Raw genomic sequence first — 18,916 nt, forward strand, 5'->3', positions numbered from 1 at the left:
TCTTCCGCCCCCGCAGCGGCACTGCTGGGCAAATTATCACTGCTCGTGCTAAAATGTCATCGGTGAAAGTCCGGTATGGCTCGCGGGACGAGCGCGCAATGATCGTTGCGACCGGGTGTGCAGGCGCCAACTTTGGCGGCTAGCCGTCGCCTGCCTGTCGCTGCTCGCCACTGACCCTGCGTTGGCGCAGGACACGATCCGGCTGGCGCGCATCGCCTGCAACCACTACCTGCATGAACGTCATCGCGATCTGGTGCCTGAGGTCGGCAAGGTCATCGCCCAGATGCAGGCGAGCGGCAAGCTGGCCTCGCTGCGCGAGGCCCTGGTCAAGCCGGTCTTGAGCGGGCAATGACGAATGCTGCGTCAGCCAGCGCGAAGCCGCTCGCGCAGCGCGACGGCGGCGATCAGCATGCCGACGCACCAGGCCACGACCGCGCGGTTCGGCTCCTCGCCGAGCAGCACCGTGACCAGAGCATGATCCGGAAAGTGTGTAGCGGTTTTCCGAAAAGATCATGCTCAAACATAACCTCTCGTCAGAAGGCACGGGACGATGGCCTTGGAGGTCCGGATCATCAGCGCGAGCAGGAACGGCATCGCCGCGATCGATATCTGCGGAACGTCCATCTCGAACGCCCGCCTCGCCGCAAGGCTTCAGAAGCCGAAGAAGTTGAACGCGCGCCGCAGTTTGCCGCGCCGGCTCTCGACGATCCGCTCACCGCCGTTCTCAGCCGAGCTGCCGTAATAGCGGTGATGGCCGGCCTGGTCGTGCAGATCGGCCGGCTCCGACTGCCCTGCCCGCCGCGCGTCGCAGATGATCTTGATGGTATGACCCGACATTGCCGCCTCCAGCAAAGAACTTGTTGTTTATGGTCCATCAGTCGCGACCAGTTCCGGCGGCGTTCACATGGGCGAGGACGCAATCGGGTTTCAGGACGGTTTCGCCGCTTGCGGGCCACGCAATATTTTGCTTCGGAAGTGTCGGCATGGGCCGCCGTGCCACGTCCTCAGGACTTGCGCAGAAACAAAAGCAGAAAAGAACGAGGTGACGATGCTGTACGCCATCCTGGCCTATCACGTGGAAGACGAGGTCCTGTCCTGGACGGCGGAGCAGGACGCCGCGGTCGTCGCCAAGGTCATCGAGGTTCAGGCGCCGCTGCGGGCCAGCGGGCAGTTTGGTCCGGCGGCCCGGCTGGATGAGACCCGTAAGGCCCGGACCTTGCGCGGCCCCGGCGCGGGAATGGTGCTGGACGGGCCGTTTGCCGAGACCAAGGAGCAGCTTCTCGGCTTCCACTTGATGCAATGCGCCACCGAGGAGGAGGCGATCGAAGCGGCGCGGAAGCTGCGCGCGGTCAATCCGACGGCGGTGTACGAGATCCGCCCGGTCAAGCTTTACGTGCCGGCCGATGGGTTCGGCGCGACATAGAAGCGCTGGATCAGGAGGCCGCCAAAGGCAAAACACCAGATGTAGGGCGCGATATGCGGCGCAAACGCCGCAACGATGGTGCCCGGGATGAACACGGCGACCGGAAACAGCGAAGCCATGATCTCGCGGCCGCAGCCGCGCAGGATGGTCCACCACAGCAAGGCATTGAGGCCGCCGATCGTGGTCAGGTGCAGGCCGTAGAGCACCGCCACCGCGCTGCTCATGGCGTAGTTGGTGTAGAGCCCATTGGTGACCGGCAGCAGCACGATCGAGAGCAGGAAGAAAAGGTTGAGGACCACCATGCCGCGGCTGCCGACGGGCTGACGTGCCAGCCGGCGGTGATGGCTGATCCAGAACACCCCGGCGATGATGAAGCTGAGCGCGAAGCCGGCAAGCTTGCCGGAATACACCCGCGCGAGATCGTTCCAGTCGGGTGCGCCACTGAACACTGCCGCCTTCGGCAGGTCGTAGGCCAGCAGCGTCATGGCGACGCCGAAAATGGTGTTGCTGAGCGACTCCAGCCGCCGCATCTCGAATTGTTCGGGCTTGAGCTCGGTCATCTCGCCATGGGGTGCTGGAACCAAAGGGCCGTCATCCCCCTAAATCCTAATTCCAGTTCCGTCCAGCCGCATTGCGATTCGCGCCGGGATCGCCGAGTCTGATCCTTTCACCGGGGCGATTCGTGGCGACATATCTGGACACGCTCAATGCGGAGCAGCGCCGCGCCGTCGAGCATGGCGTGGCCGACGGCGCAACCGTGGGCGGCCCCCTGCTCGTCATCGCCGGTGCCGGCTCCGGCAAGACCAACACGCTCGCCCACCGCGTCGCGCATCTGATCGTCGCAGGCGCCGATCCCCGCCGCATCCTGCTGATGACGTTCTCCCGCCGCGCCGCGGCGGAAATGGCCGGAAGGGTCGAGCGCATCGCGCGCAAGGTGCTGGGCGAGAACAACGCCGCAATCATGCGCGATGCGCTGACCTGGGCCGGCACCTTCCACGGCATCGGCGCGCGGCTCCTGCGCGAATATGCCGAGCGGATCGGCGTCGATCCCGCCTTCACCATCCATGACCGCGAGGATTCTGCCGACCTGATGAACCTGGTCCGGCACGAGCGCGGCCTGTCGAAGACCGAGAGCCGCTTTCCGGCCAAGGGCACCTGCCTGTCGATCTATTCCCGCTGCGTCAATGCCGAGATGGAGATCGAGAAGGTGCTCGCCCAGCATTTTCCCTGGTGCGCGGGCTGGGCCGCCGAGCTGAAGGGTCTGTTCGCCGCCTATGTCGAGGCCAAGCAGGCCCAGCACGTGCTCGATTACGACGATCTGCTGCTGTATTGGTCGCAGATGATGGGCGATGCGCTGATCGCTCAGGAGATCGGCGGCCGCTTCGACCACGTGCTGGTCGACGAATATCAGGACACCAACCGTCTGCAATCCTCGATCCTCTTGGCGCTCAAGCCCGACGGCCGCGGCCTCACCGTGGTCGGCGACGACGCGCAGTCGATCTATTCGTTTCGCGCCGCCACCGTGCGCAACATCCTGGACTTTCCGCAGAGCTTCTCGCCGCGCGCGGAGATGATCACGCTCGACCGCAATTACCGCTCGACGCAGGCGGTGCTGTCGGCGGCGAACGGCGTGATCGGCCTCGCCCGCGAGCGCTTCACCAAGAACCTCTGGACCGACCGCACCTCAGGTCAGAAGCCGCAGCTCGTCACCGTGCACGACGAGGCCGACCAGGCGCGCTACATCGTCGAGGCGGTGCTGGCGAACCGCGAGCAAGGCGCGCTGCTCAAGCACCAGGCGGTGCTGTTCCGCACCTCCTCGCATTCGGGTCCGCTGGAGATCGAGCTGACCCGCCGCAACATCCCCTTCGTCAAGTTCGGCGGCCTGAAATTCCTGGATGCCGCGCATGTCAAGGACGTGCTGGCCGTGTTGCGCTTCGCCGAGAATCCGCGCGACCGCGTCGCCGGCTTTCGCATCCTGCACCTGCTGCCGGGTATCGGGCCTGCGACCGCACAGCGCGTGCTGGACCAGATGGCGGAGAGCACCGACCCGCTTGCCGCGCTCGGCCGGCTGCCGGGGCCGGCGCGCACCGGCGAGGACTGGACCTGTTTCGTCCGCACGGTCGAAAACTTGCGCTATTCGGAATGGCCCGTCGATCTCGAACGGGTGCGGCTCTGGTACGAGCCGCATCTCGACCGCATGCACGAGGATGCCGAGACGCGCCGCGCCGATCTGATGCAACTCGAGCAGATCGCGAGCGGCTATGCCTCTCGCGAGAAATTCCTGACCGAGCTCACGCTCGATCCGCCGGATGCGACCAGCGACAAATCAGGGCCACCCCTGCGCGACGAGGACTACCTGATCCTCTCCACCATCCACTCCGCCAAGGGCCAGGAGTGGAAATCGGTGTTCGTGCTCAACGTCGTCGACGGCTGCATGCCGTCCGATCTCGGCGCCGGCACCAGCGCCGAGATCGAGGAGGAGCGCCGCCTGCTCTATGTCGCGATGACGCGCGCCAAGGACGATCTGCATCTCGTCGTGCCGCAGCGCTTCTTCGTGCACGGTCAGGCCGCCAGGGGCGACCGCCACGTCTACGCCTCGCGCACCCGGTTCATCCCGGAGCAATTGGTCTACCTGTTCGAGCGCACCGCCTGGCCGAAGGCAGCAAGCGGTGCCGCGCGCACCGCGGCGCAGGGGCCGAAGATCGACATCGGGGCAAGGATGCGCGGGATGTGGCGGTAGACACAAGAGGCTAGTGTCGAGACCTGTCAGGATAACTGGAACAACAGAGGTCCGACATGAAAGCCGTTGTCGTCGAGCAATACGCCCCCATCGATCAGATCGAGCTGAAGGACGTACCGCCTCCGTCCATGGAGGCGGGACAGCTGCGCATCCGGGTGGAAGCTGCCGGGATTGGCTTCGTCGATGGGCTGAAGATCGAGGGACGCTACCAGACCAAGGACCCCCTGCCCTTCATTCCCGGGACGGAGTTCGCGGGAGTGATGACGGACGCGCCCGGCGCATCGGGCGGTTACCAACCCGGCATGCGCGTGATGGGCATGACGCGATCGGGCGCACTGGCCGAAGAGATCGTCGTTAGGCCTGAAGCGGTCCATCCCCTGCCGGATGGCGTCGCAGCCGAGGTCGCCGCCTCGTTTCGCGCCAATTACCTGACGGCCCTTTATGCGCTGGGCGCGCGCGCTTCGCTGGCCGCAGGCGAGCAGCTTCTCGTGCTGGGTGCCGCCGGCGGCACTGGGATTGCGGCCGTCCAGATTGGAAAGCTGCTCGGCGCTCGCGTCATCGCGGCTGCATCAACACCAGAGAAGCGCGAGTTTGCGCAGGCGCATGGCGCCGATGCGGTGATCGACTATACGCAGGCCGGCTGGCGCGACACGCTCAAGGAGTTGACGGCAGGACGTGGCGCGGACGTGATCTTCGATCCCGTTGGCGGCGAAATCTCGGTGCAGGCATTTCGATCCATCGCCTGGCGCGGACGCCATCTCGTGGTCGGCTTTGCCGCCGGCGCCATTCCCGCGCTGCCGTTCAATCTGCCGCTTCTGAAAGGCGGCGCCTTACTCGGTGTCGATCTTGCGCAGATTCCAACGCGCGAGCCCGATGTGCAGAAGCGCCTGATGTCACAATTGACGGACTGGCTTGCCGATGGCCAGTTGAAGCCCGTGGTCGGCCAAGTCTTCGCCTTCGAGGATTTCCGCGCGGCATTCAAGACGATGCAGACGCGCGCTGCGCTCGGCAAGATGGTGGTGCGCATCGGGCGATAAGATCCACAAACGGAAACCGAGCATTTCCGCACGTGCGCTTGTGACCGGGCTGCGGTCTCTTAGATGTGGCCGATCCTCCCACAGAGACCTGATCGATGACCCCACCGCTCGAATTCGGACTGGATACCTTTGGCGACGTCACAAGAGATGCGTCCGGCGACATGATTCCGCATGCGCAGGTGATCCGCAACGTGGTCGACGAAGCGGTGCTGGCGGACGAGCTCGGTCTCGATTTCATCGGTCTCGGCGAGCATCACCGCGCCGATTTCGCGATCTCCTCGCCGGAGACCGTGCTCGCGGCGATCGCATCGCGCACCAGGCGCATCCATCTCGGCTCGGCCGTGACGGTGCTGTCTTCGGACGATCCCATCCGCGTGTTCCAGCGCTTTGCCACGCTGGATGCGGTCTCGAACGGACGCGCCGAGGTGATCCTCGGCCGCGGCTCGTTCACCGAATCCTTCCCGCTGTTCGGCTTCGACCTGCGCAAATATGAGGAGCTGTTCGAGGAGAAGCTCGATCTGTTCGCCGCGCTCTTGTCGCAGCAGCCGGTCACCTGGCAAGGCAAGCTGCGTCCGCCGCTGAAAGATCAGCTGGTCTATCCGCCGGTCGAGAACGGTAAGCTGAAAACCTGGATCGGCGTCGGCGGCAGTCCGCAATCGGTGGTGCGCGCCGCGCATTACGATCTGCCCTTGATGCTGGCGATCATCGGCGGCGATCCAGCGCGCTTTGCGCCCTATGTCGAGCTCTATCATCGGGCCTTCAGGGAGTTCGGTCGCCCGGCCCAGCCGATCGGCGTGCATTCGCCGGGCTACGTCGCCGAGACCGACGCGCAGGCGCGCGAGGAGCTCTGGCCCGACTACAAGGCGATGCGCGACCGCATCGGCAAGGAGCGCGGCTGGCCGCCGATGGGCCGCGAGGAGTTTGTCAGCGAGGCCGAGCACGGGTCGCTCTATGTCGGCTCGCCGGAAACGGTGGCGCGCAAGATCGCGAAGACCGCAAAGGCGCTCGGCATTTCGCGGTTTCAGTTGAAGTATTCGGCGGGGCCGTTGCCGAACGAGAAGCTGATGCGGAGCATCGAGCTCTACGGGCGGAAGGTGGTGCCGATGGTGCGGGAGATGATGGGGTAGCGGGCTTGAGAAACAGTCCCAGTCCGCCTACGCCCTGCGGGCTACGGCGCGACAGCCTTCGCTCACTTCGCGCCACGAGCACTTATGCTGGCTTGCCTAGCCGTAGCTCGCGAAGCGAGCGAAGGCTGGTGGGGGAGGCAGGACTCGAACCTGCGAAGCCATGAGGCGGCTGATTTACAGTCAGCTCCCTTTGCCACTCGGGACACTCCCCCGCTCGACGGCAGCACAATCGGGCCGGACCTTGCCGGCGGACCGAAGACGGCCATGGAACGTGAAGGCCGCGGCAACCCGGATCGGGGCGCGACCGGGCGCGTTTATGGGCGAAGCGGTGGGGCAAAGTCAACCGAGGCAAGCAGCTAAAATCGCCCTCGCAGGCACCGAAATTGCCATATTCCGGAACCCATGACAGAAGCGAGCCCATGAAGGATCGAAAATTCGGCCCCAAGGGGGCTCGCGGCGGGGCTAAGCCCTTCAACAGACCCGGAAAATCGGCCGGCCGGCCGGCTTGGCGCGACCGTGATTCGCAAGGCGACGGCCCGGTCATTCTCTATGGCTGGCACACCGTCACCATGGCCCTCGCCAATCCGCAGCGGCGGATCCGCAAGCTGACGCTGACCGAGAACGCCGCGCGGCGGCTGGCGGACGAAAACATCGCGACCCGCATCGCGCCCGAGATCGTCCGTCCCCATGAGATCGACCGCCTGCTCTCGCCCGACGCCGTGCATCAGGGCCTGCTCGCCGAGGCCGATCCCCTGCCCTCGCCGGACATCGAGACGCTCAAGCAGGAAGGCATGGTGCTGGTGCTCGACCAGATCACCGATCCGCACAATGTCGGCGCCATTCTGCGCTCTGCAGCGGCCTTCGCGGTGAAGGCGATCGTGACCACCGCGCGTCACAGCCCCGAGGCGACGGGCGTGCTCGCCAAGGCCGCCTCCGGCGCGCTGGAGCTTGTGCCTGTCGTCACGGTGCAAAATCTCGCCCGCGCCTTAACGGCGTTGAACGAGCGCGGCTTCCAGACCGTCGGTCTCGACAGCGAAGGTACCGAGGACCTCTCGAACGTCACACTGCGCGAGCCGCTCGCGCTGGTGCTCGGCGCCGAAGGCAAAGGCTTGCGGCAATTGACGCGCGAGACCTGCAGCGTCGTGGCGCGGCTCGACATGCCCGGCGAGATCAAGAGCCTCAACGTCTCGAATGCGGCCGTACTCTCGCTCTATGTCGGCGCGAGCCGGCTGGGGCTGATGAAGCGCTAGCGCTTTAGGCGCCGCGCATATCCGGACGATGCTAGACTACGCCTGTTTTGCCCGACGGATCAATCTAAGTCTCTGTTTTTCCGAAATTTGGGGTTCGAACAATGAGCTAATGAGCGATGCTCGCTCATCTCGGGCACATTGCGCTTCAAGTCCTTGATTTCACTGTTCCCGGCTACTGTGCATGGGGTTGTTTTGAAGAGAAAGCAAAACGCCCGTCCGCATCACGCGAACGGGCGCTTCGCAAATCTCAACCGATCAGAGATCAGTAATAGCGGCGCAGCACGCGGTGACCGCCATAATAGCGCGGCGCATGGCGGTGGGCGTAGCCGTAGCGGTGAGCATGGCCGTAGTGAACGCGCGGCAGATAGCCGTAGCGGGGACCGTAGCCGTAGCGATAGGGACGGAAGTACGGGCGGCGATAGGGATAAGCGGCCGGCGGCGCGACCGCAGCGGCACGATAGCCATAGCCATAGCCGTAATTGGCGGGCGCGACGACCGCGTCCTCGCGATAGGTCGGGTACGGCGCGAAGGCGCCCGGACCGGTATAGGTCGGACCCTGGTTGACGTAATAATACTGCGTGGTCGGCTCGGCGAGACGCTCATAGGCGCCGTAGCCGTAGCCATAACCATATCCGCCGCATCCGGTGTTGCAGCCGGCATAGACCGGCGCAACGGGCGCGCATGTGCTGAAGCCGCAGGCCGCGGCCGGCACGGTGGCGGCGAACATCACGGCAGTTGCCGCGACCAGTCCCGAAATCATTTGACGCATTACTCTCTCCTGTTGATTTCCGTTTTTGGTTTTCACGTTTCTCAACCCGGCGGCCTGCCGGGTATCTCTGTGCGCGGCCGCGGCCGCGGGGGCCGAGGACGGTCGTTGATCTCGGGCGCGTAGATCACCGGCGGCGGATCGACGGGCGGATCCATCTGCGCCGGCAGCGGCGCGGACGAGGCACCCCAGCTCTGGTGGTAGCTCTCGGCGGGCTTGGGCAATTTGCGGTTCGCCGGCGGCTCGACCTCGAGCCGGCCGTAGCCTGGCCGCAGGCCCAGCGTCGGATAATAATGGCCGACGTTGTCGGGCTGCCGCTCGGCGATATAGCGTCCGCCATAGATCGTGGGCTGCACCTGCTGGCCCTTGCCGAGGCCCCAGGTGCCCTCGACGACGGCATAGGACGCATCGATGTTGTTGATGATTACAGGCACGCCGGGACGGCCGGGAACGACGATCTCGAAGCCGGCTGCAAACGCGGTTGCAGGCAGTCCGATCAGAAAGGCGGCGAGCGCCACGGCACGCATGAGGAGACCCCGGTTATCCGGGCGCAACCTATCCGATCGCGACGCAGAGAGAGTTAAGGCCTGCTCACCAAATTCCGGTAAGCCTAACGTGCAAGGATTGCGCGCCGCTCAAATGTTGCACGGCGAGCTAGCGAAGCGTTAACGGCGCGGAACCGCGCGACTGGAACAGCGCATGCTGCTCAGATCGGTTTGACGGCTCGCCTCCGAAAAATCCCAAGGTTGCATCGGAACGTCCTGCGCCGTCAGCGTTTAGCTCCTGTCCACAAAATGGGAGCGAACAACCATGACCATCAAGCTTCTCGGGGCCACGGCGATCGCAGCGACCATGCTGGCAGGCTCTGCCATGGCGCAGACCGTCGTCACCAATCAGGGCCGCTGCTCGGCGCAATTCCCGAACGCCAATTGCCAGACCTTCGGACCGGGACAGGCCACCACCGAGAGCGGCTACCGCCACCGCCGCGCGGCCTATCGCCAGACCAACCGCGACTGGAATAACGACTGGAACAGAAGCCCCACTGGCTTCTGGCCGACCGACGTTGCGGCGGGCGCTGTCGGGACGGCGGCCGGCGTCGCGGGCGCCGCGATCGGCACCGCCGGCGCGATTGCCACCGCCCCATTCCGAGGTTGGGACAATTCCTACGCCTATGACAATTCGTGGGACCGCGGCTGGGACAATCGTAGCTGGGACAGGCGCACCTATGCCCAGCGCAACGGCTTCGTCTGTACGCCCGGCACGTACTTCAAGGGCGCAGACGGCCGCCGGCAGCTCTGCCAGTAAGCCGGCTTGAGCCGAACGCGACACATCGGGCGGCCCGCGCGGCCGCCCGCTTCACGTCCTGCGACGACGACCTCCCGGTTCTGGCACTTTCCGATCAAGTCTGGTATGGCGGCGCGCACGGGTAGACGGGGCCCGGCGCGAGCCGAGCTCTGCCCTGCCTCTTGAGGCATCGCCGGCTTAGCTCAGCGGTAGAGCAGCGGTTTTGTAAACCGAAGGTCGGGGGTTCAATCCCCTCAGCCGGCACCAGCTTCTGACGCGAAGCTATTCTCCGGCAGCTCATCCAGCCGCCAGAGCCCGAGGCTCTTGTCGCGCCAGCCGCCACCGCCCTCCTCGCAACGCTCGTCGATCACTGCCTGCGGTGCCGGCCAGCCGAACGGCGCTTTCTCCATGTTGAGCGCGCGCCAGTCGCCATCCTCGCAATCGTGATTGTCGTCCCACTCCGGAAAGGTCGTGACGAGCAGGAAGCGCGCGCCGCTCATCCGAAATTGCGCGAGCGCGCGATAGATGTTCGCAAAGCTCAGATGCACCAGGCAATCCCGGCAGAGAATGACGTCGGCGTGCGGCAGCGCATCGCGCGTGATGTCAGCGACGAGAAACCGACCGGACGAACCGTCGGCTGCGACACGCCGGCGGTTTGCATCGATCAGCGACGGTACGATGTCGATGCCGGTGTAATCGACATCGAGCTTGAGCCGGCCGATCCAACCTGCATCGCCGCAGGGCGCATCGAGCAGCGAGCGAACGCCGAGCCGTAGCAGCAATGCAGGCAGCGCCTGCTGGATCGCGGCTGTGGCGACATCCTCGGAGCCGAGGCCGGACACCGAAGTGGTTGCGCCCCAGAGGTTGGTGCGCTCAATCCGCGCGAACCGCGCGGCGAGATCCAGCCCTGAGAAATTGTCACGGTCGGCAACGAAGCGTTCGTGCGCAAGCACGGGAGGACGACCGACGGTCATTGGGCGAGCCTTTTGCGGCGCGGGTACACTATACAATCCGGCCGAACTGTTCGAAATTCCCTGGCAGCGAACCTACGCACGTCATTCGTCTCGTCGAGACCATGCGCTCCACCACTCCCAAAGAGAAGGCCAAGATCGTCGCCGGCGCGCTTACGGCCGTCGTCGCGACGGCCATGCTGTTCGTGCTCGCGCTCGGCTTGGTGCTGTCGCACTAGGCGCGATCTAAAGCCCCCCGTTTTCGCATCGAAAATCGCCGGCCCGGAACCGGCTCCGGCGCCAGCCGTTGTCAGCGCATGCGGATCCGGGAAGAAAACCGAAACATGATTCTGCTGGCGACGGTGACGCTGTGCTGTATCGCCGTGGCCGGGATGTTGGCGCTGTTCGAGCCGGCGCCTGTACGGACGCCCGATAAGCTGGTCGCCGATAGGGCCGTGATCGAGCCCACTCCGCGCACGCCAGCTCAGATCCCGGTTCGGGTGGTCGGCGCGCCGTTCGAGCCCAACGTCAATCCGCGCGAGCGGTAGCGATTACCTCGACGAGGTCTTGCTTACCTCGGCGAGGCCTTGGCGCCCTCCTCGGGTCGGCCGTGGACACGCGCCAATTCCTCGACAAACGCGATCACCTCCGCCCGCTTGTCGGGCGGCAGCGTCAGGAACGCGCGGATGAGCCTCAGGCCCTCCGCCTCGTTCGGTCTTTCTTTCGATGCATCCATCTGCCCAGTGTCGGGCTACCGGGAAAAATATGCAACCCTTGCAAACAGCCTTGATTCGAAGCAGCCGCTTTGCTGGAATACGCGCGGCTGAGGTGGATCATGAAATGGATCAGGGAGCGCGACGCACTGATCGCGCAGACGCTGGCTTTCGTCCAGTCGGTGACCGGCAGGAAGGATGACGTTCTTCAGCCGGAGGCGCCCGCATCTGGCCCGGCCGTCGCGATGGAGATCGTCACCATGCAGGCGGTCACCGTCGAGATCGAACCGCCGCAAGCCCCCCTTGCGCCGCGGCCCGCGCCTCTGCCGCCGCGGACGAGCGGCGATTTCCGCGCCGAGATGCAGGCCCGCATCGCCAATTTCCGCAAGCACCAGGAGCGCTTCGAGCGCGAACGTGAGGAATATTGTGTGGCAACCCTGACCAAATTGCGTGCCGCCATCCTCGACGCCTCCAGTCCACCGGCCGAAAAATAGGGCCCGGCCAGGGGTCTACAGCCAGGCCCCTACAACCACGACCAGACCAGCCAGAGATTGGCCGCGCAGGCGCCGAGCAGCGCCAGCGTGAGCGGCAGGAGCATGTGCCCGCAGGATGTGTTCAGGTCGCTCGTCATGGCGGAAAACATCCGCTGATTCCGGCCGACGAGTCCCAGGGATTCTTTTTTCCGGGATTCAGGACTCGTTAAGGGACTCAAGGGCCGTCCGCGACGATCACGGGCGCGTGATCGGGCGGTGGCCGGAACCCCTCCCCCGTAAGCTCGTTAACGGGCATTCCTGGAGTCGGGATGCATGCCCTACGCCCTCTTCTGCAATGACGCCCAAATCAGCAAGGCCTATCCGAGCGAGGCCGACGTCTGGAAGCTCGCTGAGCGGAGTGGTCTCGTCGTGGACGTGACGGCGGACGACGAGCGGCCGGGACCGCACCGGGTGCTCGACAATGATTACAAGATCGAGCCGTGCCAGGCGGCTCAAGGCGAGGACCCCGCCAAGAACAAGGCGGAGGCCGATCGGCAGTCCAGAATGGAGCTCGAGCTGAATTCCTGAGTTCCGGCACGGAGCCGGAGCGAAAGCTCAGGGGGTGGCCGCCACAAGCGAGGCTTGCTCGCCCGGCATAGTCACGCAGGCCTTGCGGCGGTGCAGCCCGCGGATGGCGCCGGTGACCTTCATGACCTTGCCCGACGGACATGAAGCGTCCTTGACGAAGGCAACTTCGTACGGTGCCAACATCAGAGGCTCGGATCTGAGGATTGTCTGTGCAGAGCACGGCAGGCAGCCGAAGAACGAGAGCACCACTGCCGACACCAAGATACGCATGTCCGTCGTCCCACCTGCCCGGTAATTGTCATATAACGCGTTCCGGAGCGCGAGTTCCGTAAACCGCAAAAATTATTTTTGCTTTACGCCAGCCCCATGACGCGCGGGAGAAGGCGCGCCAGCATCGTTTGCAAGCAAATGACGCGCCAAATGGTTCACGGAATGCAAAGAAAGCAGGCGCCGGAGGCGGCAGGCCGGCAAACGAAAGACCGGCGGAGCCGGCCTTTGTCAGGTCTTGGATCTTCAGGTCTTCGATCTTCAGATCTTGGGTCGGCGCTGACCGTCAGTACCGCGAGGCGGCCGGGCCGCCCCAGCCGAAGCGATAGTTCACCCCGGCCTTGACGGTATGCTCGTCCTCCCGGCCACGAACGCCGACGATGTCAGCCGGGCCGGAGGTGAAGGTCGTGCTGCCGAAATTGTAATATTGATACTCGGCCTTGGCCGACCAGTTCGGCGCGAACATGTATTCGAGGCCGGCGCCGACCGTATAGCCGTCCTTGTTGTTGCCGGTGGTGGTGAAGGCCTGCGGCACCCCGGCGATGTTCACGCCAAGGCCGTTATTCCGCCAGGCATAACCGCCCTTGGCGTAAAGCAGCGTCGGTCCCCAGGTGTAACCGATGCGACCGGTCACCGACCCGATCTGGTCGGTGTTGGATGTCACCTGCGTGCCCAGCGGGAAGATGGCGCCATTGTTGTTGGTCGGCAGCCAGGAATACTGGGCCTCGATACCCACCACCCAGTTGGGCGCGAACTGGTAGTCGAAGCCGCCCTGCACGCCGCCCAGGAAACGCGCGTCGCTCGACTGGAAGCTGTTGTCGCCGGCAAACGCGCCGCCGAGATGGCCACCGATATAGAAACCGGTCCAGTTATAGATCACCTGCGGCGGCGTGACCGGAGCCTTGGTATAGGCGCGCGGCTGCATGTCGGCCGCTACGGCCGGCGCAACCAGCGCCAGCAGAGCTGCTGCACCCAGCAAGATCGACTTCATGATCATCCCCGTTCTTTCATTACGACACTCGGGAAACAACGTGGCGTGAATTGGGTTGCTTCGCGGCAATGCCGGAACGTTGATCGTTCGTGACTGTGACGGCGTGGCAACAACACGAATTTGTTCCGTCAATTCGGCTGCGCAAGGCCGCCGCCACGATTTGTCGCAAGACGAAACCACCCCGTTCAAAGCTCGCCGAAATGTGATCCAGCGGCTCCGGCTCCTTCTGTCTAACACCGGGCGAATAAACGCGCCTTTGCGCTACCGCGTCATCTTTTCCAGTTCCGGAAACGGTGCGTAAACCGCACCGGCGCAGAGATCGCTGGTCTGGTCGACCACGCGGTCCGCCCGGCCGTTGACGAAGATCACGGCCCGCTCGCGCATGCCCTTGTAGCTCCCATCCGTCTCGCGCGGGGTGAAGTGCAGGCAGCTCACATAGAACTGCCGACCGCCGACCTCGCGCTGCACCGGCTCGGCCATGGCGGCATTGCGCACGCCGACCGGATTGTTGAGGTAGGCCCGCATCAACGCCACCGTGTCGTTCCGGAAATTGTCGGGAAACGGCTGCGGCCCGCCGGCCTGGGTCCCGCCCAAGAAAGTCGGACGGTCACTGTCGCTGCCGAAACATGCCGCAAGCGCCAGCGGCAACGCCAGGATCACCGCACATCTCGCCAATCGCCCCACAGGCCCCGCTCTCCGCTCGAACAGATCAGGAGACGTTCTAGCCCCAAGCCGGGATGAAGGGAATTCGCTTGCAGCGGCGCAAACAGCGCACCGGCCAGCCGCCGACATCTCGGGCTTCCGCCCGAGGCGTGGCAACGGGCCAGGCCTGACGTCCGCGCGCGGCGGCGGGCAATGCCAGGATGCCGCCGCGCGCGATCAGTCGTCAGTTGCGCTTGTCAGACGTCGCGGGCTTGGTCACATCCGGCTGCGCCTTCTGCGACTCCTTGGCCGTGACCTGCTTGTCGTGATGGCGATGCTTGCTCACGCTCTTGTGCTGGTCGGTGGTGACCGCGGCATTGGCGTCCATTGCCTTCTTGCCATCCACCTTGGCGTCCGTCTTGACATCGGAAGCCTTCGCGTCCGTCGTCTTCACGTCCGTCTTGGCGTCGGCCTTGACGCCGGCTTCCGGTTTTGCGGCAGTGGTCGCCGCCTTGGTCTGGCTCTGGTCGGCCTTGATCACCGGCGCGGCTGTGGTGGTCTTGCCGGCCTCGGCGGCGAACGCCGGGGCTGCGATCACGGAGGTTGCGAGCAAGGCTGCAGAAATGGTCTTCAACATGGTGGTCTCCTCTTGGAAGGATCATCAGGCGGCGCCCTCTCGCCCCCATCGATCGTGGGAAGGAACATAAGCGGGGTGCACTGAACCCAATCTGAAGCCCCTTGCAGGCTTCCGTTCATCTCGATGACACGTTTGTCATCCACGGCCGGGCGAATAGATCGTGCGACGCGGGAATGTTTTTGCCCGAGAGGTGTTCCGGTCTTCGGGCAATCGTGTAGGATCGCCACGTTCCATACCGGAGAACTTAGATGCGCAAACTCTCAATGCTCGTTGTGCCGGGACTCGTCGCTATGACACTGGCGGCCGCGCCGGTGCTGTCCAGCGCGTATGCCGCCGCCGGCGACGACCCTTCGTCGCCGCCGAAATCGGACACCTCGACCAAGAAGGGCAAGAAGAAGAGCTCTTCCGTCAGCGACCCCAAATTCCTCGCGGCCTACCGCACCGCCTACGCCGCGATCTACGACAAGCACGATTACAGGGGCGCGATCGACCAGCTGAAGTCGCTCAAGCGCAACGACGTCGCGGACGTCGCCAACCTGATCGGCTACTCCTATCGCAAGCTCGGCGACTACCAGTCGTCGAAGGCCTATTATGAGCTGGCGCTGAAGGACGATCCGAACCACGTCCGCACCTGGCAATATTACGGCCTCTGGCAGCTCGAGCAGGGCAACCGCGAGCAGGCGCAATACCACCTCGACAAGATCGCCTCGCTCGCCGGCACCGGCAGCTCGGAATATCGCTCGCTGGCCGAAGCGCTCGACAAGCCGACCGGCGCGACGCTCGTCTACTGAAGGCATAGACTGGAGACATCGCATCTCCGAACGACGCAAACGGGCACAACCTTTCAGGTTGTGCCCGTTCTGCTTTCTCGGCTAGCCTTTCGCACCGACCTCCCTCGCAAACCGGTAGCGCAATGGACACGTGGCTGCGATCCGCGATCGACTACATCGGCTCCTGGATCGAATACCAGCTGACGACGATCCAGCAGCCGGGCGTCATCGTGGCTTTCGCCCATCGCGGCGAGGTCGTCGCCGAGCATGCGTTCGGCCTCGCCAATCTCGACACCGGCGAGAAGCTCACCCCGCGCCATCGCTTCCGCATCGCCTCGCACTCCAAGAGCTTCACCTCGGCCGGCATCATGAAGCTGCGCGAGCGGGGCAAGCTCCGGCTCGACGACCATGTCGGCCGATATGTCGGCGGCCTCGATCCGCGCGTCGCCGAGACCACGATCGCGCAAGTGCTATCGCACAGCGCGGGGCTGACGCGCGACGGCGCCGATTCCGGCCAGTTCATCGACAGCCGCCCCTATCTCGATGCCAAGGAGCTGCTTGCAGAATTGAAGCTGCCGACCGCGATCGACCCCGGCACACGCTTCAAATATTCTAATCACGGCTTTGGCCTGCTCGGCCTCGTGATCGAGGCTGTTGCGAAGGAGCCCTACTCCGTCTGGATCAAGCGCGAGATCATTGCGCCGGCCGGCCTGCGCGAGACCGAACCGGACGCACCGCTTCCCAAGGGCGCAGCCTTCGCGCGCGGCCACACGCGAAGAGTGCCGTTTGGCGAGCGCTGCGTGATCCCCGGCGACAATCCCGCACATGCAATGGCATCTGCCGCAGGCTTCGTCGCCACCTCCGCCGACACCGCACGCTTCTTCGCGCAGCTGGCGCCCAACGCGAAGAAGAGCGTGCTGTCGATCGCGAGCCGCCGTGAGATGACGCGAAATCATTGGCGCATCCCGCAGAGCGTCGAGGCCTATTACGGCTTGGGAGTCAATGCCGGCAAGACCGACGGCTGGGACTGGTTCGGCCATGGCGGCGGTTTCCAGGGCTATATCTCGCGGACCTGCTCCATTCCCGCTTGCGAGCTTGCAATCAGCATCCTCAGCAACTCGATCGACGGCGCGGCGCCGTTCTGGATGGACGGCGCGATGCAGATCCTGCGCGTCTTCCAGACCCGCGGCGCCCCCGACCGGCGCGTGCGCGACTGGACCGGGCGCTGGTGGACGATCTGGGGCGCGACCGATCTCGTCCCCGCCGGCAACCGCGTGCTCGTCGCCAACCCGCAGTTCAACAACCCGTTTATGGATGCCGCCGAAATCGAAGTGACCGGCCGCGACACCGGCAAGCTCGCCTGGGCTGCCGGCTATTCCAGCCACGGCGAGCCGGTGCGCCGGGTCCGTGACAAGCGCGGCAAGATCAGCGACATCTGGATTGCCGGCGCGAACGTGAAGCCAAAAAAAGTCGTCGCACGCGAGATCGCGCGCCGGTATCCGCCGCGCAAGCGCCGGCCTACTCCCGAATGAGCGCCTCGACCTCGCTTCGGAACGCCTGCCGCGATCCGTCGCGCGAATAGAACATGTGGCCGCCGGGATAGACCACGAACTTCACGCGCTGCGTCACGAAGGCCGGCAACTGGTCGAGCACCCGCCTCGTTGCGAAATAGGGCGTGGCGAGATCGAACAGGCCGTGCGTGACCAGCACGTTCAGCTTCGCATCGGTGGCGAGGATCTGGCGCAGCTCGGAGACCGATTGCGGCGGGTTGATGCCGCGGCCGAAATCCCATTGCCCTTCGACAGCACCGTTCAGGACTTCATATGAGCCGCCGGGCCGCCAGTTGAGCTTGCGCGAGAGCACGTCGACCGCGGCGCTCGTCAGCGGTGCCTGGAGCGCATCGCCGGAGGGATCGCCGAAGCGCGAGCTGCTCGAGTCCGGATAGGGATCGAAGCCGCGCACCGAGGCATCGTAGCGTCCGGTCACCTTGCCGTTCTTGCGGTCGAATTCGCGGCGGAATTCACCGACGTCGAAGCGGCCGGCGAGGCGGCGGCTCACCGCCTGGTCGATGCCGGTGAGTTCGGCGACCTTGTCGGCCAGACGCGTGGTTGCCTCCTTGTCCGCCTCGCCTTTGACGAGGTCGGTCAGGAATTCGCCGCGCGCGTAAGCTTCGACGTCGGCGAGGTCGGCGCGCTTGACCGGACGTTTGGCTTCGCGCGCCACTGCCACGTAGCTCGGCAGCGTCGCGACATATTGCAGGAGGCTCGTGCCGGTGAACTCGCGGAAATCCAAGAGCGGCGAGACCAGGATCAAGCCCCTGACGCCGACGCCGTGCTGGAGCTGCAACTGGCGCAAGACCTTGGGGCCGCGAATGCCGCCATAGCTTTCGCCGGCGACGTATTTCGGCGAAGTCAGCCGCTCGTGCTTTTCGAGCCAGCGTCGGATCACAAGCGCGATCGAGTTGGCGTCGCCGTCGACGGAGTAGAACGATTTGCGGGCATCCTCGCCGCTCGCCACGAAGCGGCTGTAGCCGGTGCTGACGGGGTCGATGAAGACGAGATCGGTGAAATCAAGCCAGGTCTCCGCGTTCGGCTTCACCTCGGGCGAGGCCGACGGCGACAAGGCCTCGCCATCGAGCGGCAAGCGCCACGGCCCGGCCGCGCCGAACTGAAGCCAGGCCGAGGACGCACCGGGCCCGCCGTTGAACAGGAACGTCACCGGACGCGTGGCGCGCTCGGCACCGTCGAGCTGGTAGGACGTATAGGCGATGTCGGCCAACGGCTCGCCTTTGCCATCGAACACGCGGATCGACCCGGCGGTGGCCGTGAAGTTGAGGGTCCGGCCGGGCAGATCGAGCGTCTGCTTCGTGGTCGAATCCGGCGGCAGACGGTGCGGCTCGGCCGCGGACGACGACGTCTGCGGCGCGCCTTGCGCGGCACCGCCGCGCCCACCCTTCTGTCCGGCCGGCGCGGCCGCCTCGGAGCGCGGCTGCGGCGCATCATCTGCGTGTGCAAGGCCGGCGAACGCGAAAGCCGACACCGCCAACACCAGGCCCGCGCGGCGGAGCGCCGGCAAAGTCGTGACCATGATCATCCTCCGTGTCCGGCCGTGACCGCCGGGGAGTCAGAAAGGTAGCGCCAAATTACGACGGTTTGGGGAAACATTGGCGGTGCGGGCCCTGAAGCGGCCGGCCGGGTTCAAATTGCCCGGTTCTGTGCTTAAGTCCGGTTGGACCGTCCCCATTAGCTTTGGTGGGCG

23 protein-coding genes and 2 tRNA genes are annotated in these 18,916 nt (G+C 65.0%); 13 read left to right on the top strand and 12 right to left on the bottom strand.

The genetic code is table 11. From position 1 onward, the window contains the following. Positions 1-181 precede the first annotated feature (181 nt). Entirely contained in the window at positions 182-352 is a 171-nt protein-coding gene (locus N2605_RS21240) for a hypothetical protein (RefSeq protein ID WP_420887834.1), read from the top strand. Between the two features lie 299 nt (positions 353-651). Here N2605_RS21240 and N2605_RS21250 read toward each other — a convergent pair whose 3' ends face one another. After that, positions 652-837, bottom strand: a complete 186-nt coding sequence (locus N2605_RS21250) for a hypothetical protein (protein ID WP_036010865.1) — start codon at positions 835-837, stop codon at positions 652-654. A gap of 211 nt (positions 838-1,048) precedes the next feature. On the opposite strand from N2605_RS21250, the gene N2605_RS21255 reads away from it, so the two are divergent. Further along, the gene (locus N2605_RS21255; protein WP_036010863.1) at positions 1,049-1,423 is read left to right on the top strand and encodes a YciI family protein; all 375 of its coding nucleotides are present in this window, start codon (positions 1,049-1,051) and stop codon (positions 1,421-1,423) included. On the opposite strand, the gene N2605_RS21260 is transcribed toward N2605_RS21255, so the two are convergent. Further along, positions 1,390-1,983 (bottom strand): TMEM175 family protein, encoded by a 594-nt coding sequence (locus N2605_RS21260; protein WP_260347467.1) that lies wholly within the window; start codon positions 1,981-1,983, stop codon positions 1,390-1,392. The genes N2605_RS21255 and N2605_RS21260 overlap by 34 nt on opposite strands. 122 nt (positions 1,984-2,105) lie before the next feature. On the opposite strand from N2605_RS21260, the gene N2605_RS21265 reads away from it, so the two are divergent. From N2605_RS21265 to N2605_RS21275, 3 genes are all read left to right on the top strand, one after another. Beyond that, positions 2,106-4,163 (top strand): ATP-dependent helicase, encoded by a 2,058-nt coding sequence (locus N2605_RS21265; protein WP_225113255.1) that lies wholly within the window; start codon positions 2,106-2,108, stop codon positions 4,161-4,163. A 56-nt stretch (positions 4,164-4,219) separates the two neighbouring features. Then, a complete protein-coding gene (locus N2605_RS21270) occupies positions 4,220-5,200 on the top strand; it encodes an NADPH:quinone oxidoreductase family protein (RefSeq protein WP_260342876.1) in 981 nt (326 codons plus the stop codon). Between the two features lie 95 nt (positions 5,201-5,295). Then, complete coding sequence (locus tag N2605_RS21275; RefSeq protein ID WP_260342878.1) at positions 5,296-6,327, top strand: LLM class flavin-dependent oxidoreductase; 1,032 nt, start codon at positions 5,296-5,298, stop codon at positions 6,325-6,327. A gap of 126 nt (positions 6,328-6,453) precedes the next feature. Here N2605_RS21275 and N2605_RS21280 read toward each other — a convergent pair. After that, a tRNA-Tyr gene (locus N2605_RS21280) sits at positions 6,454-6,539 on the bottom strand. A 207-nt stretch (positions 6,540-6,746) separates the two neighbouring features. Here N2605_RS21280 and rlmB point away from each other — a divergent pair. Beyond that, the gene (gene rlmB / locus N2605_RS21285; RefSeq protein ID WP_260342880.1) at positions 6,747-7,577 is read left to right on the top strand and encodes a 23S rRNA (guanosine(2251)-2'-O)-methyltransferase RlmB; all 831 of its coding nucleotides are present in this window, start codon (positions 6,747-6,749) and stop codon (positions 7,575-7,577) included. Between the two features lie 262 nt (positions 7,578-7,839). On the opposite strand, the gene N2605_RS21290 is transcribed toward rlmB, so the two are convergent. Both N2605_RS21290 and N2605_RS21295 read right to left on the bottom strand, forming a co-directional pair. After that, complete coding sequence (locus N2605_RS21290; protein ID WP_109143326.1) at positions 7,840-8,346, bottom strand: hypothetical protein; 507 nt, start codon at positions 8,344-8,346, stop codon at positions 7,840-7,842. A 41-nt stretch (positions 8,347-8,387) separates the two neighbouring features. Beyond that, positions 8,388-8,870, bottom strand: a complete 483-nt coding sequence (locus N2605_RS21295) for a hypothetical protein (protein WP_109143325.1) — start codon at positions 8,868-8,870, stop codon at positions 8,388-8,390. Positions 8,871-9,153: 283 nt separating this feature from the next. On the opposite strand from N2605_RS21295, the gene N2605_RS21300 reads away from it, so the two are divergent. Continuing rightward, positions 9,154-9,648, top strand: a complete 495-nt coding sequence (locus tag N2605_RS21300; protein WP_057029593.1) for a hypothetical protein — start codon at positions 9,154-9,156, stop codon at positions 9,646-9,648. A 171-nt stretch (positions 9,649-9,819) separates the two neighbouring features. Further along, positions 9,820-9,894: transfer RNA gene (locus N2605_RS21305), tRNA-Thr, on the top strand. Here N2605_RS21305 and N2605_RS21310 read toward each other — a convergent pair. Continuing rightward, positions 9,882-10,601 (bottom strand): class I SAM-dependent methyltransferase, encoded by a 720-nt coding sequence (locus N2605_RS21310; RefSeq protein ID WP_260342884.1) that lies wholly within the window; start codon positions 10,599-10,601, stop codon positions 9,882-9,884. The two genes, N2605_RS21305 and N2605_RS21310, sit on opposite strands and share 13 nt — an antisense overlap. Positions 10,602-10,921: 320 nt before the next feature. Here N2605_RS21310 and N2605_RS21315 point away from each other — a divergent pair, with 320 nt between their 5' ends. Continuing rightward, positions 10,922-11,125, top strand: coding sequence for a hypothetical protein (locus tag N2605_RS21315; RefSeq protein ID WP_050996027.1), 204 nt, complete (start codon positions 10,922-10,924; stop codon positions 11,123-11,125). A gap of 23 nt (positions 11,126-11,148) precedes the next feature. Here the strand turns inward: N2605_RS21315 and N2605_RS21320 are convergent, their stop codons facing one another. Then, complete coding sequence (locus N2605_RS21320; protein WP_167361680.1) at positions 11,149-11,313, bottom strand: hypothetical protein; 165 nt, start codon at positions 11,311-11,313, stop codon at positions 11,149-11,151. Between the two features lie 99 nt (positions 11,314-11,412). On the opposite strand from N2605_RS21320, the gene N2605_RS21325 reads away from it, so the two are divergent. Beyond that, complete coding sequence (locus N2605_RS21325) at positions 11,413-11,784, top strand: hypothetical protein (protein ID WP_036027725.1); 372 nt, start codon at positions 11,413-11,415, stop codon at positions 11,782-11,784. A 312-nt stretch (positions 11,785-12,096) separates the two neighbouring features. After that, positions 12,097-12,351, top strand: coding sequence for a hypothetical protein (locus N2605_RS21330; protein ID WP_260342886.1), 255 nt, complete (start codon positions 12,097-12,099; stop codon positions 12,349-12,351). A 27-nt stretch (positions 12,352-12,378) separates the two neighbouring features. Here N2605_RS21330 and N2605_RS21335 read toward each other — a convergent pair whose 3' ends face one another. The 4 genes from N2605_RS21335 to N2605_RS21350 all read right to left on the bottom strand — a co-directional run bounded on the left by N2605_RS21335 (position 12,379) and on the right by N2605_RS21350 (position 14,888). Then, entirely contained in the window at positions 12,379-12,621 is a 243-nt protein-coding gene (locus N2605_RS21335) for a DUF6719 family protein (RefSeq protein ID WP_036010549.1), read from the bottom strand. A 283-nt stretch (positions 12,622-12,904) separates the two neighbouring features. Further along, the gene (locus N2605_RS21340) at positions 12,905-13,609 is read right to left on the bottom strand and encodes an outer membrane protein (RefSeq protein ID WP_036027726.1); all 705 of its coding nucleotides are present in this window, start codon (positions 13,607-13,609) and stop codon (positions 12,905-12,907) included. 261 nt (positions 13,610-13,870) lie between these two features. Further along, a complete protein-coding gene (locus tag N2605_RS21345) occupies positions 13,871-14,266 on the bottom strand; it encodes a hypothetical protein (RefSeq protein WP_036027727.1) in 396 nt (131 codons plus the stop codon). 229 nt (positions 14,267-14,495) lie between these two features. Then, positions 14,496-14,888 carry a His-rich protein BRANT gene (locus tag N2605_RS21350; RefSeq protein ID WP_036027712.1) on the bottom strand — a complete coding sequence of 131 codons (393 nt, stop codon included), beginning with the start codon at positions 14,886-14,888 and terminating at the stop codon, positions 14,496-14,498. Positions 14,889-15,136: 248 nt separating this feature from the next. Between N2605_RS21350 and N2605_RS21355 the strand changes: the two genes are divergently transcribed. Together N2605_RS21355 and N2605_RS21360 are read left to right on the top strand one after the other, a co-directional pair. Then, entirely contained in the window at positions 15,137-15,679 is a 543-nt protein-coding gene (locus tag N2605_RS21355; protein WP_036010542.1) for a tetratricopeptide repeat protein, read from the top strand. A 122-nt stretch (positions 15,680-15,801) separates the two neighbouring features. Next, positions 15,802-17,190, top strand: a complete 1,389-nt coding sequence (locus N2605_RS21360; protein WP_036027714.1) for a serine hydrolase domain-containing protein — start codon at positions 15,802-15,804, stop codon at positions 17,188-17,190. Here the strand turns inward: N2605_RS21360 and N2605_RS21365 are convergent. Further along, positions 17,177-18,745 carry a S10 family peptidase gene (locus tag N2605_RS21365; protein ID WP_036027728.1) on the bottom strand — a complete coding sequence of 523 codons (1,569 nt, stop codon included), beginning with the start codon at positions 18,743-18,745 and terminating at the stop codon, positions 17,177-17,179. The genes N2605_RS21360 and N2605_RS21365 overlap by 14 nt on opposite strands. Between the last annotated feature and the right edge of the window lie 171 nt (positions 18,746-18,916).

Origin of the sequence: Bradyrhizobium yuanmingense (genome assembly GCF_025200905.1) — a bacterium.
Taxonomy (GTDB): domain Bacteria; phylum Pseudomonadota; class Alphaproteobacteria; order Rhizobiales; family Xanthobacteraceae; genus Bradyrhizobium; species Bradyrhizobium yuanmingense.